This window comes from Jatrophihabitans lederbergiae (assembly GCF_031845305.1).
Lineage (GTDB): Bacteria > Actinomycetota > Actinomycetes > Mycobacteriales > Jatrophihabitantaceae > Jatrophihabitans_A > Jatrophihabitans_A lederbergiae.
In genome coordinates this window covers 138,034-157,054 of record NZ_JAVREH010000003.1, presented here as the reverse complement: position 1 = coordinate 157,054, position 19,021 = coordinate 138,034, and the positions used below count along the sequence as shown (strand labels likewise).

Annotated in this window: 22 protein-coding genes, 2 tRNA genes and 1 pseudogene; 6 read left to right on the top strand and 19 right to left on the bottom strand. The window is 69.0% G+C overall.

Annotated elements, in window-relative coordinates:
- Window positions 1-93: 93 nt before the first annotated feature.
- From RM423_RS03675 to RM423_RS03660, 4 genes are all read right to left on the bottom strand, one after another.
- Entirely contained in the window at window positions 94-771 is a 678-nt protein-coding gene (locus tag RM423_RS03675; protein WP_311421634.1) for an ATP-dependent Clp protease proteolytic subunit, read from the bottom strand.
- Between the two features lie 15 nt (window positions 772-786).
- Entirely contained in the window at window positions 787-1,365 is a 579-nt protein-coding gene (locus RM423_RS03670; protein ID WP_311421729.1) for an ATP-dependent Clp protease proteolytic subunit, read from the bottom strand.
- A 361-nt stretch (window positions 1,366-1,726) separates the two neighbouring features.
- Complete coding sequence (gene tig, locus RM423_RS03665) at window positions 1,727-3,184, bottom strand: trigger factor (protein WP_311421633.1); 1,458 nt, start codon at window positions 3,182-3,184, stop codon at window positions 1,727-1,729.
- Between the two features lie 131 nt (window positions 3,185-3,315).
- Window positions 3,316-3,389 (bottom strand) — tRNA-Pro (locus RM423_RS03660).
- A 152-nt stretch (window positions 3,390-3,541) separates the two neighbouring features.
- Here RM423_RS03660 and RM423_RS03655 point away from each other — a divergent pair.
- Window positions 3,542-3,612: transfer RNA gene (locus RM423_RS03655), tRNA-Gly, on the top strand.
- A 99-nt stretch (window positions 3,613-3,711) separates the two neighbouring features.
- On the opposite strand, the gene RM423_RS03650 is transcribed toward RM423_RS03655, so the two are convergent.
- From RM423_RS03650 to RM423_RS03600, 11 genes are all read right to left on the bottom strand, one after another.
- Window positions 3,712-4,845, bottom strand: a complete 1,134-nt coding sequence (locus RM423_RS03650) for a carboxylate--amine ligase (RefSeq protein ID WP_311421632.1) — start codon at window positions 4,843-4,845, stop codon at window positions 3,712-3,714.
- A gap of 141 nt (window positions 4,846-4,986) precedes the next feature.
- A complete protein-coding gene (locus tag RM423_RS03645) occupies window positions 4,987-5,280 on the bottom strand; it encodes a hypothetical protein (protein WP_311421631.1) in 294 nt (97 codons plus the stop codon).
- 44 nt (window positions 5,281-5,324) lie between these two features.
- Entirely contained in the window at window positions 5,325-5,603 is a 279-nt protein-coding gene (locus RM423_RS03640; protein WP_311421630.1) for a GlsB/YeaQ/YmgE family stress response membrane protein, read from the bottom strand.
- 38 nt (window positions 5,604-5,641) lie between these two features.
- Window positions 5,642-6,412: a PRC and DUF2382 domain-containing protein gene (locus tag RM423_RS03635; protein ID WP_311421629.1), complete on the bottom strand. Its 771-nt coding sequence runs from the start codon at window positions 6,410-6,412 to the stop codon at window positions 5,642-5,644.
- A 95-nt stretch (window positions 6,413-6,507) separates the two neighbouring features.
- On the bottom strand, window positions 6,508-7,299 hold the full coding sequence (locus tag RM423_RS03630; protein ID WP_311421628.1) for a mechanosensitive ion channel family protein: 792 nt from the start codon (window positions 7,297-7,299) through the stop codon (window positions 6,508-6,510).
- Between the two features lie 116 nt (window positions 7,300-7,415).
- Window positions 7,416-7,991, bottom strand: coding sequence for a hypothetical protein (locus RM423_RS03625; RefSeq protein WP_311421627.1), 576 nt, complete (start codon window positions 7,989-7,991; stop codon window positions 7,416-7,418).
- The gene (locus tag RM423_RS03620; RefSeq protein WP_311421626.1) at window positions 7,991-8,521 is read right to left on the bottom strand and encodes a DUF6286 domain-containing protein; all 531 of its coding nucleotides are present in this window, start codon (window positions 8,519-8,521) and stop codon (window positions 7,991-7,993) included. The genes RM423_RS03625 and RM423_RS03620 overlap by 1 nt, the downstream gene beginning before the upstream one ends.
- A gap of 18 nt (window positions 8,522-8,539) precedes the next feature.
- Window positions 8,540-8,989, bottom strand: a complete 450-nt coding sequence (locus RM423_RS03615; RefSeq protein ID WP_311421625.1) for an Asp23/Gls24 family envelope stress response protein — start codon at window positions 8,987-8,989, stop codon at window positions 8,540-8,542.
- On the bottom strand, window positions 8,986-9,165 hold the full coding sequence (locus tag RM423_RS03610) for a hypothetical protein (RefSeq protein ID WP_311421624.1): 180 nt from the start codon (window positions 9,163-9,165) through the stop codon (window positions 8,986-8,988). The genes RM423_RS03615 and RM423_RS03610 overlap by 4 nt, the downstream gene beginning before the upstream one ends.
- A 241-nt stretch (window positions 9,166-9,406) precedes the next feature.
- The gene (locus tag RM423_RS03605; RefSeq protein ID WP_311421623.1) at window positions 9,407-9,874 is read right to left on the bottom strand and encodes a hypothetical protein; all 468 of its coding nucleotides are present in this window, start codon (window positions 9,872-9,874) and stop codon (window positions 9,407-9,409) included.
- Window positions 9,871-10,362, bottom strand: a complete 492-nt coding sequence (locus RM423_RS03600; protein WP_311421622.1) for an Asp23/Gls24 family envelope stress response protein — start codon at window positions 10,360-10,362, stop codon at window positions 9,871-9,873. The genes RM423_RS03605 and RM423_RS03600 overlap by 4 nt, the downstream gene beginning before the upstream one ends.
- A gap of 293 nt (window positions 10,363-10,655) precedes the next feature.
- Here RM423_RS03600 and RM423_RS03595 point away from each other — a divergent pair, with 293 nt between their 5' ends.
- The 4 genes from RM423_RS03595 to RM423_RS03580 all read left to right on the top strand — a co-directional run bounded on the left by RM423_RS03595 (window position 10,656) and on the right by RM423_RS03580 (window position 13,751).
- A complete protein-coding gene (locus tag RM423_RS03595; protein ID WP_311421621.1) occupies window positions 10,656-11,198 on the top strand; it encodes an RNA polymerase sigma factor in 543 nt (180 codons plus the stop codon).
- Window positions 11,199-11,208: 10 nt separating this feature from the next.
- Complete coding sequence (locus RM423_RS03590) at window positions 11,209-11,868, top strand: Asp23/Gls24 family envelope stress response protein (RefSeq protein ID WP_311421620.1); 660 nt, start codon at window positions 11,209-11,211, stop codon at window positions 11,866-11,868.
- A 296-nt stretch (window positions 11,869-12,164) separates the two neighbouring features.
- Window positions 12,165-13,199, top strand: coding sequence for a phosphatase PAP2 family protein (locus RM423_RS03585; protein WP_311421619.1), 1,035 nt, complete (start codon window positions 12,165-12,167; stop codon window positions 13,197-13,199).
- A 141-nt stretch (window positions 13,200-13,340) separates the two neighbouring features.
- Window positions 13,341-13,751 carry a hypothetical protein gene (locus RM423_RS03580; protein ID WP_311421618.1) on the top strand — a complete coding sequence of 137 codons (411 nt, stop codon included), beginning with the start codon at window positions 13,341-13,343 and terminating at the stop codon, window positions 13,749-13,751.
- 34 nt (window positions 13,752-13,785) lie between these two features.
- On the opposite strand, the gene RM423_RS03575 is transcribed toward RM423_RS03580, so the two are convergent.
- Window positions 13,786-14,247, bottom strand: a complete 462-nt coding sequence (locus RM423_RS03575; RefSeq protein WP_311421617.1) for a ribose-5-phosphate isomerase — start codon at window positions 14,245-14,247, stop codon at window positions 13,786-13,788.
- 42 nt (window positions 14,248-14,289) lie between these two features.
- Between RM423_RS03575 and RM423_RS03570 the strand changes: the two genes are divergently transcribed.
- Complete coding sequence (locus RM423_RS03570; RefSeq protein ID WP_311421616.1) at window positions 14,290-15,297, top strand: cytochrome c oxidase assembly protein; 1,008 nt, start codon at window positions 14,290-14,292, stop codon at window positions 15,295-15,297.
- Window positions 15,298-15,309: 12 nt separating this feature from the next.
- Here RM423_RS03570 and valS read toward each other — a convergent pair whose 3' ends face one another.
- From valS to RM423_RS03555, 3 genes and pseudogenes are all read right to left on the bottom strand, one after another.
- Window positions 15,310-17,898: a valine--tRNA ligase gene (valS, locus tag RM423_RS03565; protein ID WP_311421615.1), complete on the bottom strand. Its 2,589-nt coding sequence runs from the start codon at window positions 17,896-17,898 to the stop codon at window positions 15,310-15,312.
- A gap of 86 nt (window positions 17,899-17,984) precedes the next feature.
- Window positions 17,985-18,328 (bottom strand): annotated as a pseudogene (locus tag RM423_RS03560) (DUF952 domain-containing protein).
- A gap of 1 nt (window position 18,329) precedes the next feature.
- The gene (locus RM423_RS03555) at window positions 18,330-18,953 is read right to left on the bottom strand and encodes a mycothiol-dependent nitroreductase Rv2466c family protein (RefSeq protein WP_311421614.1); all 624 of its coding nucleotides are present in this window, start codon (window positions 18,951-18,953) and stop codon (window positions 18,330-18,332) included.
- Window positions 18,954-19,021 lie beyond the last annotated feature (68 nt).

Here is a 19,021-nt window from a genome sequence, read left to right as displayed (position 1 = left end):
CCCATAGCCGCGTGTCCGGCGGACCGGCGAGTAACCGCACTGTTGATCGCGTGGGCCACCCGCCGGCCCAGCAGCCGTCCGGTGGGACAGCACTCAGTCGTTGACGACCTTGCGGGTGGTGATGACCGAGTCGACGATGCCGTATGCCTTGGCCTGGTCCGCCGTCAGGATGCGGTCACGCTCGATGTCCAGCTTCACCTGGTCCACGGTCTGGCCGGTGTGGGCGGCCAGGATCTCTTCGAGCTGCCCACGCATGCGCAGGATCTCGTTGGCCTGGATCTCGAGGTCCGTCACCTGGCCCGAGCCCTCACCGGAGGGCTGGTGGATCAGAACGCGTGAGTGCTCGAGGGCGAAGCGCTTGCCCTTGGTGCCCGCGGCGAGCAGCACCGCGGCCGCCGATGCCGCCTGGCCCATGCAGTACGTCTGGATCTCGGGACGTACATAGCTCATCGTGTCGTAGATCGCGGTGAGCGCGGTGAACGAGCCACCGGGCGAGTTGATGTAGATGAGGATGTCGCGATCCGGGTCCGTCGACTCCAGGCAGATCAGCTGCGCGATGACGTCGTTGGCGACCACATCGTCGATCGGCGCGCCGAGGAAGATGATGCGCTCCTCGAACAGCTTGTTGTACGGGTTGGATTCCTTCATGCCGTAGTTCGTCCGCTCGACGAACGACGGCAGGACGTAGCGGCTGGAGGGCAACTGCGGGGCGCTGGCCGCGCCACCGGATGAGGCCCAGCCGGCGCTACCGGGGGTGTAAAGATTGCTCATGTTCGTGTGTCTCCCTTACTCCGGCGCCGGGGCAGAGCCGTCGCTCATCTGGGCAACCCGACTCACCACGTGGTCGACGAAGCCGTAGTCGAGTGCCTGCTGAGCGGTGAACCAGCGGTCCCGCTCGGAATCCGCGCGAATCTGCTCTTCGGTCTGGCCGGTGTGCTCGGCGATGAGCTTGGCCATCTCGGCCTTGGTCAGCTTGAACTGCTCCGCCTGGATCGCGATGTCGGAGGCGGTGCCACCGATGCCGGCGGACGGCTGGTGCATCATGATCCGCGCGTGCGGCAGGGCGTAACGCTTGCCTCGCTCTCCGGCGGAAAGCAGGAACTGCCCCATCGAGGCGGCCATTCCCAGCGCGTACGTGGCGACGTCGCACTCGACGAACTGCATGGTGTCGAAGATGGCCATGCCGGCGGTGACGGATCCACCGGGCGAGTTGATGTAGAGGTTGATGTCGCGACTCGAGTCCTCGGCCGACAGCAGCAGCAGCTGGGCGCAGAGCTGGTTGGCGATGGTGTCGTCGACAACCTGGCCCAGGAAGATGATCCGGTCGCGGAGCAGGCGGTCATAGATCGAGTCGTTGAGGTTCATGCCAGCGCCGGCACTACGCGCCTCGATGATCCGGATCGGTTCCGGCGCAGCGCTGGCCTGCGGGCTGGTAAACCCAGCGTCGAATCGGCGCTGGTGGTCAGAGGAGCTCACTGGCATTTCCTTTCCAAGAAGTGTGGATCTACTTCGACCCTAACGGCACGGGCGGGCCTGGGAGTCCCAGACCCGCCCGCGTTCGCTCAGGGCATCAAAGGCCTACGAGGCCGCTTCCGGTGCCGTCACGACCTGCCGTCATGGGCCCCCGCGGCAGCTTCGCCTACCGGCTTCGCGCTGGCGTTACCCGCCGCCTTGCGCCTGACGGGCCGACGGCCCTGCGGCTGACGGACCGCCGAGGTCGCGAGGTTTACTCGCTGTCGCGGCTGGCGGCCTGGTCGGTGCTGGCCACCTGGTCGGTGCTGGCCGACTCGTCAGCGTCGTCGGAGCCTTCGATGTCATCGAGATCGGCCACGGCGTCGTCCAGCTGCTCCAGTTCAGCCTGTCCCTCGGGCGTCGCCAGCGCGGACAGGTCAACCTCGTTGCCGGACTGATCGGTGACATTGGCCGCTTCGAGCACCGTTGCCAGCGCCTTGTTCCGCCGGACGTCGGCCACCAGCGCGCCGATGTTGCCGGCCTGCACGATCTGGTCGGCGAACTCCTGCGGCGCCATGTCGTAGCGCTGTGCCTGGCGCACGATGTACTCGGTCAGCTCGGCGTCGGACACCGACACGGCCTCGGCGTCGGCGATGGAATCCAGGACGAACTGGGTCTTGACCGACTTCTCGGCGACCTCGCGGAGTTCGGCGGTGAACTCGTCCTTGGTCTTGCCCTCGGTCTGCAGGTAGTTCTCGAACGCCGCGTCGTCGTGGCCCAGCTGGTGCACCACATCGTGCTCGCGCCACTCGATCTCGGCCTGTACCGAGGACTCCGGCAACGGTACCTCGGTCTGCTCGACGAGCAGCTCCAGGACCTTGTCACGGGCCTCGGCGCCTTGGCCCAGAACCTTCACGCGGTCCAGCCGGGTCCGCAGGTCGGCCTTGAGCTCGTCCACGGTGTCGAACTCGGACGCGAGCTGGGCGAACTCGTCGTCTACCTCGGGCAGCTCGCGCTCCTTCACCGAGTTCACCACGACGTTGATCTGGGCGTCCGAGCCGGCGTGGTCGCCGAAGGCGAGTTGGGAGGCGAACTCCGCGGTGTCGCCGGCGGACTTGCCGAGGATCGCGTCGTCCAGGCCCTCGATCAGGTTGCCGGAGCCGACCTCGTAGGACAGCCCCTGAGCCGACCCGCCCTCGACCGGCTCGCCGTCCACGGTCGCGTTGAGGTCGATCGAGACGAAGTCGCCGGTCTGGACCGGGCGGTCGACACTGTTGAGGGTGCCGAACCGGGCGCGGAGCTCGTCCAGCTGCTCCGTCAGCTCGTCGTCGGTGACGACGGCGTCCTCGACGGTGACGGCCAGGTTGTCATAGGCGGGGACGGTGATGTCGGGGCGGACGTCGACCTCGGCGGTGAACGCGATGTGGTCGTTGTCCTCCAGCGTGGTCACCTCGATGTCGGGCTGGCCGAGGGCCTTGACGCCGGTTTCGCGGACCGCGTCGGAATACGCCTTGGGCAGCGCCTTGTTGATCGCCTCTTCGAGAACGGCCGAGCGTCCGACGCGCTGGTCGATGATGCGGGCCGGAACCTTGCCCGGCCGGAACCCAGGAACGCGAACCTGTGAGCCGATCGCCCTGTAGGCCTCGTCCAAGCTGGACTTCAGCTCGTCGAAGGGCACCTCGACGGCGAGCTTCACACGGGTTGGGCTCAGGGTCTCGACGCTGCTCTTCACGGTGTGCTCTTCGCTCCTCTGCGACGAACTTAAATTCGCGGTATTCGGCGGTGGCGCCTGTCGTAATCAGCCGCCGCGGCGCGGTCGACCTTCGTGCACCTCTACGGAAAAGTTCTGCTCAGTTCTGCCAGTCGGGGTGACAGGATTTGAACCTGCGGCCCCTCGCTCCCAAAGCGAGTGCGCTACCAAGCTGCGCTACACCCCGATACCCGTATCGCCACGCTCCGCGAACGACACACGTACCGAGGGGCAAGTGTACGGGTGCGTGAGCGTCGTACCTTCACACGCTAGGCTGTCATCGCACCTCACGGGCGGCCCAGGTACGTTCAGGGGTATCTCGGGTTGTTCGCGAGTCTTGCGGGTGTAGCTCAATGGTAGAGTCTCAGTCTTCCAAACTGATTGTGCGGGTTCGATTCCCGTCACCCGCTCGTCCTAGCCGCTCGCCCGGCAACCGAGATGCTCTCGGGCCGCCATAGCGAGCGCACGGCATACCAACCTGCCAGGACACGGCACGGACCAGCCGGAAGTTACCGGTCCGCCAGTAGTCGCCGGGTGGCCGCCAGCGCCGGCGCCGGATCGCTGAGCTTCGCCACGCTGTGCGCCGCGCCGACTCCCGCGCACAGGGCGCCGGCAACGTCGCGCAGCCGTGAGCCGCGCCGTTCCACCAGTGCTCGGCGGACGTCCCCCTCGAGCCACGAGTACCGAACCCCGGGCCGCACCGGCCTGGCCGACCCGGCGTCCAGGCCCCGGTCGGTGGCCAGCGCCGCCCACACCGCCGGCAGGTTCGCGCCGGCCTTCACCGCCAGCGCGAGCGAGCCGTAGAAGCGCCCGTTCAGGTCTATCAGGCGCGGCACCCCGTCTGCGGGCACCAGGAACTGCAACTGGGCCAGGCCGAACCACCCCAGGTGCGCGAACAGCGCCGCGGCCCGCCGCGCGATCTCGTCCTCGACGGGCACGCTGACCGCCCGGCAGCTTGCGCCGGCGTCCGGCGGCCAGACCCGCGAGGCGACCTGCATGGAGTGGGCGGCCACCCGCTCCCCTCCCCTGGTCGCCACGGCGGAGTACGCCATCAGCCGGCCCTGCACGAATTCCTGCAGCTCCGCCTCACCGCCCACCGCGGCGATCTCGGCGACCCGGCGGCGCGCGGCTGTCGCGCCGAGCACCACGGTGGTGTCGATCCGCGGCGGCGCCCCGGAGTGGCCGGGCCGGGCATGCAGTCGCGCCTTCACCACGAGCGGCTGCTCCTCGTCCACGCAGGATGAGAGGTCGAGCGTCGCGGGAACGGCGAAGCCCACGGTGGCAGCGGCCGCCGCCAGCCGGGACTTGTCCAGCGCGCCGAGCACGGCGTCGTGGGGGGCGTGCGGCACCACCGCCGGAATGGCCGACCGGTGCTCGGACAGCGCCAGCACCTCTGCCTCGCCACCGCCGAAGACGACCTCGTAGCCGCCTTGGCCGACCGCCTCCGCGACGGCCGCCACAAACCCGGTCGGGTTCTCGTGCGCCGCCGGAACGACGTGACGTCGTGCGCAGTGCCGCGACGAGGACGCGAGTCCACGGCCCCGGGACGTTCCGACGCCGACCTGCCAGCCGGCCGCGGAGAGCGCCCGCACGGCCGTCAACGTCCCCCGGCTGAATCCTTGCTCTACCACTAACGCGCGCACCGGGCCCCCCTCGCCACGGATGGCGCGCGGACCCGGTGCGGTTCACAGGAGCTGTCGCGTCGCCTCGAACAGTAAACGTGACACCCAGCAAAGCAGCTACTGGTGAAGCCAGCACGAACGCCAGCCGACCAGCGGGGGTGGTCAGCGAGACCGTCGGATGTCCGGACGGCAATGGCGCAGTGCCACCCGGACGAACGCCGCCACGATCTCGTCCACCGCCGCGGCGCACTCGGCGCACCGGGCACTCTCGGACGGGGTAGCCCATCCCCGTACGGCCGCCGGAAAGGCGACCCGCGGCTCCTGGCCCGCGTGCGCGGCCAGGGTTGCCGTCTCGAGCCCGTACGCGTGCTCGAGCACGGCAACCCGCGCGGTATCGCGGTGCGGATCGATATCCGCACCGCGATACTCGATCGCGACCACGAAGGGCTGCATCACGGTCGTCGCCACTTCAGCGCACGCAGGCTAGCCGGCAGCGACCGTCAGGACCGCAGCGACGAGCGGCCGCCGACCTTGAGCCAGATCAGCAGCACGATGATCGCGCCGATGATCGAGCCGATGATGCCGGACGGCTGGAAGAACCCGTTGTGGGAGTCCTTGTGGAAGATCAGGTACCCCAGAAAGCCGCCGATGAACGAGCCGATGATGCCGATCAGGATCGTCATCGGAATGGACAGGTCCTGCTTACCCGGTACGACCAGCCGAGCAATCGCGCCGGCGATCAGGCCGATGACGATCAGGCTGATGATGAGACCGATCATGGTGTCCTCCTACGCACTGTGTCGCGGTGTGTTGCGGGTCAGCGCTGGTCGGTGCCGGCGTCGGTCTCGACCTGGTCGATCTGCTCCTTGCGCACCTGCTCGGAGACGGTCTGGTTCTCGGTGACGGTCTCGGTGGTCAGGCGTACCCGCTCGACCGGCACGGTCTCTTTCTGGACCACGGGCCGCTCGGCGTGCAGGGTGACCTCGTGCTCCTCTTCGGTGAGGTCGCCACCGGCCATGGCCTGCGCCCGGTTGGCCTCGGTGATCGGCTCGCGCTCGATGCGAACCTCTTCGTGGCTGACCGGAACCGTGGTCGTGACGTTCTCGGTGACGATGTACTTGCGCAGCCGGGCCCGACCGGTCTCGACCTGCTGGGTGCCCACGCGGAGGCGCTCCTCGGAGCGGGTCATGGCGTCGTCGGTGTTGGGGCCGGAGGTGTCGTGGCCCTGTGAACCGGCGTATTCGGCGTTGCCCGTGGTGGTCTGGACCTGCTCGCCGAGGTAACCGTTGTAGTACTGGAAGAGCGCGTCGACCTCGGACTCCTCGAGGTGACCGTCGTTCTCCACGTTAGGGGCGTCCTTGACCATGTTCTTGGTCACGGCGAGCACGAGCTGGTCGCCCTCCACCCGCGAGCCGTACAGCGGCGCGAAGGACTCCTTGGAGCCGAACAGGCCGGTGCTGACGGTGACCCACTGAGGCTGGCCGGTGCGGTCGTCCAGATAGATCTGGCCGATGCGACCGATCTTGGCGCCCTCGGCGTCCACAGCGTTCTGGCCGATGACGTTCTGCAACTGCTCTGGTGCGGTCATGCTGATCTCCTTGATAGCTGGTGCGGGTTGGTTGCCCGCGACCGTGGAACGGCCGCGGTTGGGTGGGACGGTTCGCGGTCAGTGCCGGTGACGGGTCAGCGCTGTCCGGGAGCGGACGCGCCACCGTGGTTGCCGGACCGTACGGACGTGGAAGATTGACCCGCTGCCTGGCGCGCCTGCTCGCGCACGCCGGGGGCATTGCGGGCAGCGGCGGCGATCCGGGGCTTCTCTTCGTCGTAACGGGCGGCCGTGGCTTCCCAGCGGGAGGACATGGTGCGGACTCCGCCACCGCCGACGGCGACGATGATCACGCCGACCACTGCGGCGAGCGCTGCGTAGAGCACCGCGTCGACCACCCGGGTGGCGATGTGCAGCTGGTCCAGCGCCGCGACGACGCCCAGCGCCAGGATCAGGCCGGACGCGGAGTTGGCCAGCACCCGGCCGTAGGGAAGGCCGGACAGGCTGCCCTGGATCAGGGTCTTCACCGCGGCGGCCACCGCCGAGGCGATGACGACGATCAGGATGGCCACGAACACCAGCGGCAGGTACGCGATGACGGCGTGCAGGTAGTCACTGATCGGGTTGGGACCGAAGACCCCGAACGCGGTCGACAGCACGAACAGCATGATGGCGTAGAAGACCAGCTTGGCGAGGATGTCGGAGGCGTCGTACTGGCTGCTCTCCAGCGCCTTGCGGATGCCGCCGCGCTCGACCGCACGGTCGAAACCGACCTTGGTGAGCACTCGCGACAGGATCTTGGTGACGGCCTTGGCGACGAAGTATCCGACGACCAGGATCAGCAGAAAGATCACGAGCTTCGGGATGAAGGTGGCCACATTAGACCAGGCGTTCTCCACGCCCCTCTGATAATTGATGGCTTCGACCATGTTGGGATGTCTCTCTCTGAGGCTGACCGGCCCGCATTCGGGGTCGGCGACGCCTGACGGCCCACGGTGTCGGGACCGTCACGCGAAAGATAGAACGTCAGATCACGCCGGACGGATCAGCCGACCCGGCTGGCCTGACGGTCGGTCACGTTGAGATCCAGGCGGACCGGCAGTTCCGGGTCAGCCATCGCCTGACGGGCGTGGCCGATGGCCTGGCTCTCGATCCGACGACGCAGGCTCGGCAGGTCGGCGGAGTCGTGCAGGGTGGCGCCCACGACGAGTGTGGGCCTCGTTGCGTCGCCGATCAGCCGCGCTCGCGCCGAGTGGACGCCGGCGTAGCCGCCGATCTCTTCCGAAACCGCGTCCGTGAGCGCCCCCGGCGCCAGGGTGGTGCGACCGGCCGAACGGTTTCCGGTCATCGTCAGGTCGCTGGCCCGGTCGGTGGAGAACAGCAGGACCAGCAGCCACCGCAGTGCCAGCAGCGCCAGAATCGCCGCGGCCACGGCGATGACGGGCCAGAGCCAGTCACCATGATCGGAGAAGTAGGCCCCTACGCGGTTGGACAGCAGGCCCCCGTGCTTGGTGACCGAGCCGAAGGCTCCGAAGCCCGCGAGTGCGCCGATCACTCCGGCGGCCAGCAGCAGGATCGCCAGCAGCAGCGCGGCGGCCCGGTTGGTGCGGTCGGCGTGCATCAGCGACTCCTTGTGCTCACGCGGACGGACAGCGACGGCGCCGGGTCCAGTTCGAGGGCGTCCAGCCGTTGCTGGGCCGCGGTAGTGACCGGCTCGCGCAAGCTCTCGGCCGTGAACGGCTGCAGACCCGCGGTCGTGGCCGAAACCTTGACCCTGCGACGCTTGACCGTCACGTCGGCGTGGTTTATCCCGTCCACCTTCGCCACCGCGGACCGGACCGTACCGGCCACGCCACGCCGGGCGTAGGCCGAGTCGACGTCGGTGGAGGTGGTGCGAAGCCTGGACGGCCGGCTGGGCTTGAGTTCGGCGAGCAACAGGATCAGGCCGAGGACGGCCAGCGCGATGCACGCCACCCGGACGCTGCCCTGTTGCCACTGGGTGCGGTGTGCCCAGTGGTAGGCCGGGTGCCAGTGCACGATCGCCGGGGCCTTGCCCAGCCGATCGGCGATCACCTCGACTACCAAGAGGACACCGATCACGATCAACGCGACGCTGATCAGGGCAGCCAGCAGCCGATTGAAGAGTCTCATCAGTTCTGTCCTTCCTGCTCAGCGAACACGGGGCGGCGGGGCTAGGTGGGTGACGAGGCCGGTCACGGCGATGGTGACCTCGGCGACGTTCAGCCCGGTCAGCTCGTTGACCCGGGATCGCACGCTCTCGCGTACGGCCTCGGCGGTGCCGGGCACCGACGCGCCCCAGCGCACGCTGATGTGCAGGTCGAGCAGAGCCACCGAGCCGTCCACGTGGGCGCTCGCCTTGGGCAGTTCCTGCAGGCTGCTTTCCCGGCCGAGTCCGCCGGCCTTGCCCAGCGACCGGCCGAGCACCCGAGGTGCGGCCGCGCCGGCGTCGGGGACATCCAGAGCCGCGCGCGAGGCGATCTTGGCGACCACCGAATCGTTGATGGTCAGCGTGCCGAGCTCACCCCGCCCGGGCACCGCGGGCTGTTGCGAGGACTCGCCGGGTCGCGGTTGGCCCGCATCACTGATCGTTGCGGTCATCGCTGATCGCGGCGGCCGGAGAGCTGGCTCAGGTCGAGGTCACCGTCGAGGACCTTCGCCACGACGAAACCAATGACAGCGAACAGGGCGACGATCAGCATCTGCCCGAAACTGCCGAATGCCAGGGCGAACCCGAGCGCGAGACCGATCAGGATGCCGAGCGTGGTGCGGGTCATGTCATCTCACAATCTGCAAGTGGTTCCACGTTCACGATTTTCCGCCTGGCAACGGACCTGCACAGCGAGGCGGCTGCTTACCGGACCCGCCGCCGCTGCCTGAGCCGGTGGCGCCTGGTGATGCCTCGGACGGCCCGGCTGACCAGGCTTACCGGCCAGCGCGGGGTCGCCACGACGAAGACCCGAGGTGGCGGCTCGCCCACTGCCTGGGCGGATGGAGCGTCGAAGCGGCGCAAGCCAACTATGAATTCGTCGGGGTCTCCGCCGCGGTCGGGATGGTGGTTGCGGACGAACTCCCGACGCTCGGCTTTACGCCGGCGTTCGGATTCCTCCATGTCTCCACACTCCCACCAGTGGGAAGCTGTGGCGGCATGGAGGTGCTTGGGGTGAGCGCCGCCGGCTCGGCGGGATCGGCGACATCAGCGAGGGCGACATCCACGACCCGGGTACCCACCAGGGGCGCGAGTGCGGCCCGGATCTCACTCGCCACCTCGGCGACCGGCACGTTCCACCTGCCGCGCACCTGCACGGTGACCCGGTCCGGCTCGACTCGCAGCCCGGCGACCTGCCGACCCGGCAGGTAGGTCGCGACACTGGCGAGCCTGCCGGCGGCGAGGTCATCAACCCCTGGGCAGGCCCGCACCGCCGCGGCGACGCTGTCGATGTCGACTTCGGCCCCATCCCTCACGGCTACCGGGTTGCTGCTCATGACACGCGCGACGGGGTCTCCTGCTGCTGGTCGTCGTCCGAGGGTAGGTAGACGTCGTCGACGTTGATGTTGACCTCCACCACCTCGAGTCCGGTCATCCGCTCGACCGACTGCTTGACGTTGCGCTGGATGCTCCGGCCGAGATCAGCGATCGACACGCCGTACTCCACCACGATGTCGAGATCGATCGCGGCCTGCGTCTCACCCACCTCGACGCCGACGCCCTGGGCGACATTGGGACCCGAGCTGCCCGGGATGCGCTCACGCAGGGCGCCGAATGCACGGTTGGGGCTGGTTCCCATCGAGTGCACGCCGCTGATCTCACGGCAGGCCATTCCGGCGATCTTCTGGACCACGCCTTGCGCGACGCTGATCTTTCCCTCGTCGGTCGCCAGCCGGTCAGGTGCCGCGGAGCCCGCTGAGGAGCTCGACACCGCGGAACTCGATCCGGGTGGGTTCTTGCTCAGTGTGGTGCTGGATTCAGTCATTGAGAGTGATCTCCTGAACTGCGTCTGTGCCGAGGCGGGCGGGCGGGCGGCCGAACACGCACCGAAGCGCCGGCAGTGAGGATGTGCATGTTGTTGTGCAGGGTCCTCTGCACAGTAAGACACTGCCCGTTGGAAAAGATCGCACACCAGTTTCCGAAGTTTTCGACCGTTCCTTGCTCCGACCCGGTCGCGGCTCGTCGGCACCGCGCCCGAGCGGGGGAACGGAGCGTCGGCGGCGCAAGTTACGCTGCCACTCGGCGGGGGCCGACCTCGCCCACGACGAAGGGGACGCGTTGGAGCACGAGGTCGATGACGACTACCTCGTCCAGCGCGCGCAAGAGGGCTACCTCGACGCCTACGCCGAGCTCGTCAGCCGACACGCGCCGCTCGCCTACCGGGTCGCGCTGCGCATCGTCGGTGACCATCACGACGCCGAGGACGTGGCTCAGGAGGCGCTGGTCGCCGCGTGGCAGCAGTTGCCGCGGTTCCGGGGCGAGTCCGCCTACTCGACGTGGCTGTACCGCATCGTCACCCGCCGAGCGCTGAATCGAATCCAACGCGATCGCCGCCCGGACTCCCTGGACCTGCTTGCCGACCAGCCGGACGAGTCCAACGAGCCGGCCCGGACTCTGGAGCGCGACCTGACCACGGACGCGGTGAGCAACGCGGTGCAGGCGCTTCCGCCGCCCCAGCGAATAGTGGTGGTGCTGCACCACCTGGAGGGCCTGCCGTACGCCGAGGTCGCCGCGATCACCGGCTCCAGCGTCGCGGCCGTGCGCAGCCATCTCTTCCGCGCGCGGCGCACACTGGGAACAGCTCTAGCGGAGTGGAGGTGAGCAGCCGATCATGAGTGACCCGACAGCGGGCTCCGGCGCGCTCCGCGATCTGCTCCGTCGTGGGTCGCGCGAACTGGCCTGCGGAGCCTCCGTCGACGAACTGCTGGAGCAGGTGGCTGACGGGCAGGGTGACCAGCTCACCGCCCACCAGCAGCAGTGCCCGCACTGCGGAGCCGCGCTGGCGGAGTTCCGCCAGCTCTGGGCGCCGGTGCACGAGTACGCCCGCGCGCCGGTGCACACGCCGGCGCGCCTGAAGAACTCCGTGATGAAGCAGGTCGACAAGCTGGTGCAGGACGTCTGGTACACCCTGCAGCTCACCGAGGGCGGTTCCATCCGGATCGCGGCCAGAGTCGTCGCGGCGGTCGCCCGTGAAACCGCCGCGCTGGTCCCCGGAGTCCGCGTCGCGCTGGGCCGTACGACCGACTCGCGAATCGCCGCGCTGGTCGCCAAGGCGACCCACCGGCACCGGCACCCGTACGCCGCGGTCGGGGTGCTGGGCCGCACCGCCGTGGTCGAACTCGCCGTGGCCGTGACCTACGGCGACCCCGCGCACCAGATGGCGCATGAGGTGCAGCGCCGGGTGATGGCCGAACTCCAGCAGAAGATCGGCCTGCAGACGGTCACCGTCAACGTGATCGTGGACGACGTGCTGCCCCGGCCCGCCAGCTAGTCCGCGCTCGAGCAGCCGGGTCCCACGCAGCCGATGTGCCAGCCGCCGATCCGGCCCGGGTGGAGCGCGCGCTCAGGCTTTGACGGGCCACCGCGGTTCGGCCAGCAGGTAAGAACCAGCGGTAAGAGTTCGGTGTGGCGGGTACTGCGCCGGGGCCGACGACCTGAGAGAATCGACGGGATCAGGGGTCGCTGGCCGACCTGGCCACGCAGCTGGAACCTTGCGGCCGAGCTCGGTCGCGAGGCGAACACCGGATCGGGAGGGGACCGCCCTCGACTACGAGAGCGATCCAGACAATGTTCCAAGAGGACCTGAGCGGGCGCACCGGCGCCGTGGCCACCCGGCCCGCCGCCGTTGTCGCGCCTGCACCGATGCCGGTGGTACGGCGACCGCGAGTGATCGGCGAGATCGTCGTGGTGCTGCTCCTGCTGCGCGCGTACGACCTCGTGCGGACCCATGCCGAGGTTCGCCAGCAGGCCGCCCTGCGACATGGCCAGTTCCTGCTCGACGTGGAGAGCCGGCTGCACGTCGACATGGAGCGGGTGCTCAACGGCTGGGCGGTCCGGCACGCCGACGTGTCCCTGCTGGCCAGCTACTGGTACCAGTTCGCGCACGTCTCGGTGACGCTCAGCGTGCTGGTCTGGTGCTGGTGGCGGCGGCCTGCCAGTTATCGTCGGGTCCGCAACGCGCTGGTACTGACCAACGTCTTCGGCCTGGCGATCTTTCTCTGCTATCCGGCCGCCCCGCCCCGTTTCCTGCCCGGCGGCGGGTTCATCGATGCGGTCGCCAATGCCGGGTTCGGCACCTCGCACGGCGGCCCGGTGACAGCTGACCAGTACGGCGCCTTTCCCTCGCTGCACCTGGCCTGGGCGGTCTGGACGGCGCTGGTCGCCTACCGGCTGGCAGGTCCGATCAGGCTGCCCGGCGCCCGCCGGTCGATCTCGCCCCGGTGGGCCTGGCTGTGCTATCCACTGATTACCGCGACGGTGGTGCTGGTGACCGCGAACCACTACCTGCTCGACGTGCTGGCCGGTGGCCTGATCGCCGTGCTGACGCTCGCCATCGCCCATCGCTTTCCCCGGCGGGCCACCGGGCCGTACGCCCGTCCGGGGCGCGGCTGGGCCGCGGGGGCGGACGGCACGCCATCGCCGTTGCCATGCCGACTGCTGCCCGCGGTGGACCTGGCCCGCTGGCCGCACCGGCTGACGGCCCTGGTGCGCTCGCTGGTCCGGCTCAGCCACCTCGCCCAGACCCGGCAGCTGTGGCACGATCGACAGCTGGCGCGGCTGCGCGAACTGCTGCGCCGATCCACCTCGCAGCTGCCGCGGTGAGGGCATCTACCGCCACATCACGCTCGTTCCATCCCCGGAAGGGCAAAGTGCGGCCGTCAGCGCCAGCGGCGCAGACTGCTCGCTGACCCGGCCGGAATCATGGTGGTGCAAAACCCCTCTCCGGGCTGCGAAGATAACCGGATGAGCGCAGCGGAAAATGCCGGCGCGCGGGGCCGGCGTCGCGGTCAACGGCAGGCCGGACCGCCCGCTGCCGCCGGTCCGGTGGAAACCGACGAAACCCCTCAAACCGGTGAAGCCTCGGAGAGAAGCGAGACGGCGGAGACGAGCAAGACCCTCACTCGCCAGCACGGCGGAGCGGGCCAGGGCCAGCAGCGCGGCCGGAGCAAGGCCAACTCGAATCACGCGGGGCGGCCGCACGGCCGCGACTCCGAGCATGGCTGGCGCGACCTCGCGGGCAATACGCCGTCCCAGGTCGGGGTGCAGGGGGCGCTGCGCGCCCGGGATGTGGCCCGGCCACGGCCCGAAGATGTGGCCGCCGCTGAGCGGGACGTCGTGGTCATCCGGCGGCAGTGGCAGCCACCCGCCGGTTAGCTGGACACCCGCCGGTTAGCTGGACGCCCGCCGGTTAGCTGGACAATGCGCCGCTCTGCTCGTACTCGATGAGCATGCCGATCCGGCGGGCGTGCCTGGCTTCCCCCGAGAACGGCGTTGCCAGGAACACGTCGACGATGGCGAACGCGTCCTCCTGCGGATGCATCCGGGCACCGAGACCGAGCACGTTGGCGTCGTTGTGCTGGCGGGCCAGGGTCGCCGTCTCGATGTTGTACCCGAGCGCCGCCCGCACACCGTGGACCTTGTTGGCGGCGATCTGCTCGCCGTTGCCCGACCCGCCCAGCACGATGCCGAGGCTGCCCGGATCGGCCACCACCCGCTGTGCGGCGTCGATGCAGAAGGTCGGGTAGTCGTCCTCGGCGTCGTAGTCGAAGGCGCCGCAGTCGGTCGTCTCGTGCCCGGCCGCCCTGAGCCGCTCCAGCAGCGCGACTTTCAGCTCAAAGCCCGCGTGGTCACTGCCCAGGTAAACGCGCATGCCACTAAGAGTGCCAGCTAACCGGAGGCGGACAATGGCCGGGTGGCTGCTGTATCCGCTCTTTCCGCTGGCGCGCCCTCGACGTCGAAGATGCTGACCACCTGGACCGTCCAGCCGGTGGCGATCATCCTCGCGGTGGCTGCCCTGGCCTGGTACCTGCGCCTGGTACGCGGCGGCAACCGGACAGCCGCCGACCGGACAGCCGTGAACCAGACAGCGGCCAGCGCTGAGAGCGGCTGGCCCCGGCTGCGGACCGCCTCCTTCGTCACCGGTCTGGTCCTGCTGTTGCTGGTGAGTTGCGGCCCCGCGGCGGTCTACGGGCGGACGGTGTACTGGGTGTGGGTGAGCCAGTGCCTGGCGCTGCTGTTGATCGTGCCGTTCCCGCTGATGTGCGGACAGCCGGTGGAACTCTCCCGGCAGGCACCCGGCGCCGGCCTGGTGGCACGGCTGATCGAGTCGCGGCTGGGCTCTGTCTTCACCTCCCCCCTGGTCGGCCCGGCGCTGGTGCCGGTGCTGTGCGTGGCGGCGCTGTTCGGCCCGGTGCCCGGCTGGGTGACAGAACATGCCGGAGTCAACTGGCTGGTCCAGCTCGCGCTGGTGCTGTTCGGAGCGCTGATCGTGCTGCCGCTGGTGTCGGTCAATGACCGCGCCAGCTCCATCGCGGTGGGTGCCGCCGTCGCGGTCGGCTTCGTGGAGCTGCTGCTCGACGCGGTCCCGGGCATCGTGCTGCGGCTGTCGACCAAGCCGGTGTCGGGCTTCTTCGACCACCGCTCCAGCTCCGCATTCGCGCCGCCGTGGCTGCATGACCAGCAACTGGGAGGTGCTGTGCTGTGGTGCGTCGCCGAGCTGCTCGACCTGCCGTTCCTGGCGCTGGTGTTCGGGCGGTGGCTGCGCGCCGATGCCCGAGAGGCCCGTGCGGCGGACCGTGAGCTCGATGCCGCCGAGGCTGCACTCGCCCAGCATCGCGCGGCTGGCGAGCTCAGTGCGGTGGCCGAGGCCGAACAGCCCTGGTTCGTGTGTGATCCTCAGCTGCGCGACCGGCTGCGCTGAGCGGGGAGTTCGCTAAGCCTGTTCGGGCATCTCGTCGGCCAACGTGATGGTCACCGACTGCTCTGCCGCCTCGACCAGTTCGACCTCGGCGACCGTACCGGCAGCCTGGACGTCGACCAGGGTGCGCCGAAGGACGGCCAGCACGTCAGCGCTGTCCTGCACGCGCAGCAGCCGAACCGGCCAGCGCATGCCCTTCTTGGCGTCCGTCTTTGCCTTGCGAACATGGCGCAATATCGTCGCCGCGGTGTCGAAGGCCGCCGTCACGCTCTCGTCCAGGCCGGCCAGTTGCGGGGTGAGCGAGTCGGCGGTGGGCCACTCGGCGCGGTGCACCGAACCCTCTTGCCACCACGACCACACCTCTTCGGCGACGAACGGAAGCATCGGGGCCAGCAGCCGCTGCAGCACCGAGAGCGCCGCGGCCAACGCCGCCTGCGCCGAGCGGGCACCATCGTCGCTGCCGTAGGACCGGGACTTCACCAGCTCGACGTAGTCGTCGCAGAAGCGCCAGAAGAATTCCTCGGTGATGTCGAGCGCCTGCCGGTAGTCGTAGCGGTCGAACGAGGCCGTGGCCCGGTCGGCCACGTTGGCCAGCTGGCGCAGCATGGCGAGGTCGACCGGCTCGGTGACCGCGCCACCCTGCAGGTCTTCCGACACCAGACCGAGGACGAACTTCGACACGTTGAGCAGCTTCACGGCGAGCCGGCGGCCGACCCGCATCTGGCCGCGGTCGACGGCGGTGTCGACGCCCTGACCCGCGCGACAGGCCCAGTAGCGGACGCCGTCGGCACCGAAGTCCGCCACCAGGCTGGCCGGAGTCTCGACGTTGCCCTTGGACTTGGACATCTTCTTGCGGTCCGGGTCCAGGATCCAGCCATTGATGCTGACATTCGCCCAGGGCAGGCAGTCGTGCTGCAGGATGCCGCGCAGCATGGTGGAGAACGTCCAGGTCCGGATGATCTCGGGTCCCTGCGGGCGCAGGTCCATCGGAAAGGTGCGGCTGAACAGGTCGTCGTCCTCGGTCCACCCACAGACGATCTGCGGGCTGAGGGACGAGGTGGCCCAGGTGTCCATGACGTCGGGGTCACCGGTGAATCCGCCAGGGAGTCCGCGCTGGGACGCGTCGAAACCGATGGGCACGTCGACCTGCGGGTCGATCGGCAGCCGCTCGACCTCGGGGACGATCGGCTCGCTCCAGATCGGCACCCCGTCGGCGTCGATCGGGTACCAGAGCGGCAGCGGCACGCCGAAGAAGCGCTGCCGGCTCACCAGCCAGTCGGTGTTGAGCCCGGCGATCCAGTGCTCCAGCCGGGTCTGCATGAACTCGGGGTACCAGTTGAGCTCGGCGGCGCCACGCAGCAGCCGGTTGCGGAGCTCGGTGTCCAGCGCGCCGTTGCGGATGTACCACTGGCGGCTGGTGACGATCTCGAGCGGCCGGTCGCCCTTCTCGTAGAACTTGACGTCGTGCTCGATGGGCCGCGGCTCACCGGCGACCAGCGACGCATCGGTCAGCAGCTCAACGATCCGGGCGCGGGCCTGGGCCGCGGTCTTGCCCGCGAAGTCGGCCCACAGCTCCTCGGCACTGCTGAAGCTTCCAGCGCCGGACGAGAGCCACTCCGGAACCGCCCGTCGCAGCCGGCCGTCCCGGTTGATGATCGAGCGCAGCGGCAGCCGCAGCTCGCGCCACCAGATGACGTCGGTGTTGTCGCCGAAGGTGCACACCATGGCCATGCCGGTGCCCTTGCTGGCGTCGGCCAGCCGATGGGCCAGCACCGGAACGGCAACGTTGAACAGCGGCGTCGTCAGCTCGGTGCCGATCAGGTCGGCGTACCGGGGGTCGTCCGGACTGACCACGACGGCCACGCAGCCGGGCAGCAGTTCCGGACGGGTGGTGTCGATCTCGACGGTGCTGCCGTCCGGGCGTTGGAAGAGCAGCCGGACGTAGGAGCTCTTGACCGGACGGTCCTCGACTTCGGCCTGCGCGACGGCGGTCTGGAAGTCGACGTCCCAGAGCGTGGGGGCCTCGGCGATGTAGGCGTCCTGCTTGGCGACGTTCTGCAGAAAGGCACGCTGGGCGATCCGCCGGCAGCGGTCATCGATGGTGGCGTAGGCGAGGTTCCAGTCGACGGACAGGCCGACGTCGCGGAACACCTGCTCGAAGACCTTCTCGTCAAGCTCGGTCTGTTGGTGGCACAGCTCCAGGAAGTTCGGACGCGAGACGTCGCGCTGCGGCGCCCTGCCCTTGCGGTTCGGATCGGCCTCGATCTTCAGGTCGGGGTCATAGTCCAGGGCGGGATTGCACCGCACTCCATAGAGGTTCTGCACCCGGCGCTCGGTCGGCAGGCCGTTGTCGTCCCAGCCGATCGGATAGAAGACCGCGCGGCCGCGCATTCGCCGGAAGCGCGCGATGGCGTCGACCTGCACGTAGCCGAACACGGTGCCCAGGTGCAGCTCACCGCTGACGGTCGGCGGGGGGGTGTCGATCGAGTAGACCTCAGCCCTGCTCTTCGTCCGGTCGAATCGGTAGGTCTCGTCGCGTTGCCAGACTTGGTCCCACTTGGCTTCCAAGCCGTCAACCGTGGGACGGTCGGGGGCAGTTGTCACCGCGCAAGCATACCGACAGCACAGGCGCCCCGAACGCCACCGGTTGAGCGCTCATCCGCTCGACCGGTGGCTTCGGTCGGCCTGGGTCAGAACTCGAACTGGCCGTGCGGCGTGCGGCGCAGCGGGTGCTCGGCCACCGCGGCCGACGTCGGAATGGCCGCGTACACATGCGGAAACTCCTCGTCGGCACCGTAGAGGTCCTCGTCCACGACTGGCTGCCCGAGCCTGGCCGGGTCCACCTCGACCACGATCAGGTCCTGCTTGTCGGCATAGAGCCGGTGGCGGTCCCGGCGACCTGCTCACGGTAGGAGAAGTGCACGAAGCCCTCCGCTGCCAGAGAGACCGGCGCGTACACGCCGGTCTCTCTGGCAGCACGCCACTGCGGCTCGGGGACGAGGTGAAACAGCGGTTCTGGTCCCGCGGGTGCCATGTCAGTCGAACCGCGGCGACTCGGTGCGGGTGCGCTTGAGCTCGAAGAAGTACGGGTATCCCGCCAGCAGCCGGGTGCCGTCCCAGACCTTGACCGCGTCCTCGCCGCGCGGGCTGCGGGTCAGCACCGGGCCGAAGAACGCGACGCCGTCGACGTGGATCACCGGGGTGCCGACGTCCATGCCGACCGGGTCCATGCCGGCGTGGTGCGAGGTGGTCAGGGCCTCGTCGTAGTCGGTGGAATCGGCGGCGTCGGCGAGGCTCTCCGGCAGGCCGGCCTCGGCCAGCGCCTCGATGATCACCGCGCGGTCCAGCTCCCGTCCCTCGTCATGGCGCTTGGTGCCCAGGGCGGTGTAGAGCTTGCGCAGTACCGGTGTGCCGGCCTGCTCCTCCGCCGCGATCGCCACCCGGACCGGACCCCACGCCTCGTCCATCATCGCGCGGTAGTCCGCCGGCAGCTCGCGGTCGGCGTTGAGCACCGCAAGCGACATGACGTGGAAATTGAGATCGATGTCGCGTTCCTTCTCGACCTCCAGGATCCATCGTGAGGTGATCCAGGCGAACGGGCACAACGGATCGAACCAGAAGTCGACCGTGGGCCGCGCCGCATCCCCTACCGTGGTCATCAGATACCCCTAACGTCTTGGCAGATATGAAGTCTTGGCAGATATGAAGTCTTGGCAGATATGAAAGA

Coding starts and splice junctions, on each gene's coding strand:
- RM423_RS03675 (WP_311421634.1), bottom strand. CDS start 771: ATGAGCAATCTTTACACCCCCGGTAGCGCCGGCTGGGCCTCATCCGGT.
- RM423_RS03670 (WP_311421729.1), bottom strand. CDS start 1,365: ATGAACCTCAACGACTCGATCTATGACCGCCTGCTCCGCGACCGGATC.
- RM423_RS03640 (WP_311421630.1), bottom strand. CDS start 5,603: ATGATCGGTCTCATCATCAGCCTGATCGTCATCGGCCTGATCGCCGGC.
- RM423_RS03635 (WP_311421629.1), bottom strand. CDS start 6,412: ATGACCGCACCAGAGCAGTTGCAGAACGTCATCGGCCAGAACGCTGTG.
- RM423_RS03630 (WP_311421628.1), bottom strand. CDS start 7,299: ATGGTCGAAGCCATCAATTATCAGAGGGGCGTGGAGAACGCCTGGTCT.
- RM423_RS03625 (WP_311421627.1), bottom strand. CDS start 7,991: ATGCACGCCGACCGCACCAACCGGGCCGCCGCGCTGCTGCTGGCGATC.
- RM423_RS03620 (WP_311421626.1), bottom strand. CDS start 8,521: ATGAGACTCTTCAATCGGCTGCTGGCTGCCCTGATCAGCGTCGCGTTG.
- RM423_RS03615 (WP_311421625.1), bottom strand. CDS start 8,989: ATGACCGCAACGATCAGTGATGCGGGCCAACCGCGACCCGGCGAGTCC.
- RM423_RS03610 (WP_311421624.1), bottom strand. CDS start 9,165: ATGACCCGCACCACGCTCGGCATCCTGATCGGTCTCGCGCTCGGGTTC.
- RM423_RS03605 (WP_311421623.1), bottom strand. CDS start 9,874: ATGAGCAGCAACCCGGTAGCCGTGAGGGATGGGGCCGAAGTCGACATC.
- RM423_RS03600 (WP_311421622.1), bottom strand. CDS start 10,362: ATGACTGAATCCAGCACCACACTGAGCAAGAACCCACCCGGATCGAGT.
- RM423_RS03590 (WP_311421620.1), top strand. CDS start 11,209: ATGAGTGACCCGACAGCGGGCTCCGGCGCGCTCCGCGATCTGCTCCGT.
- RM423_RS03585 (WP_311421619.1), top strand. CDS start 12,165: ATGTTCCAAGAGGACCTGAGCGGGCGCACCGGCGCCGTGGCCACCCGG.
- RM423_RS03580 (WP_311421618.1), top strand. CDS start 13,341: ATGAGCGCAGCGGAAAATGCCGGCGCGCGGGGCCGGCGTCGCGGTCAA.
- RM423_RS03575 (WP_311421617.1), bottom strand. CDS start 14,247: ATGCGCGTTTACCTGGGCAGTGACCACGCGGGCTTTGAGCTGAAAGTC.
- RM423_RS03555 (WP_311421614.1), bottom strand. CDS start 18,953: ATGACCACGGTAGGGGATGCGGCGCGGCCCACGGTCGACTTCTGGTTC.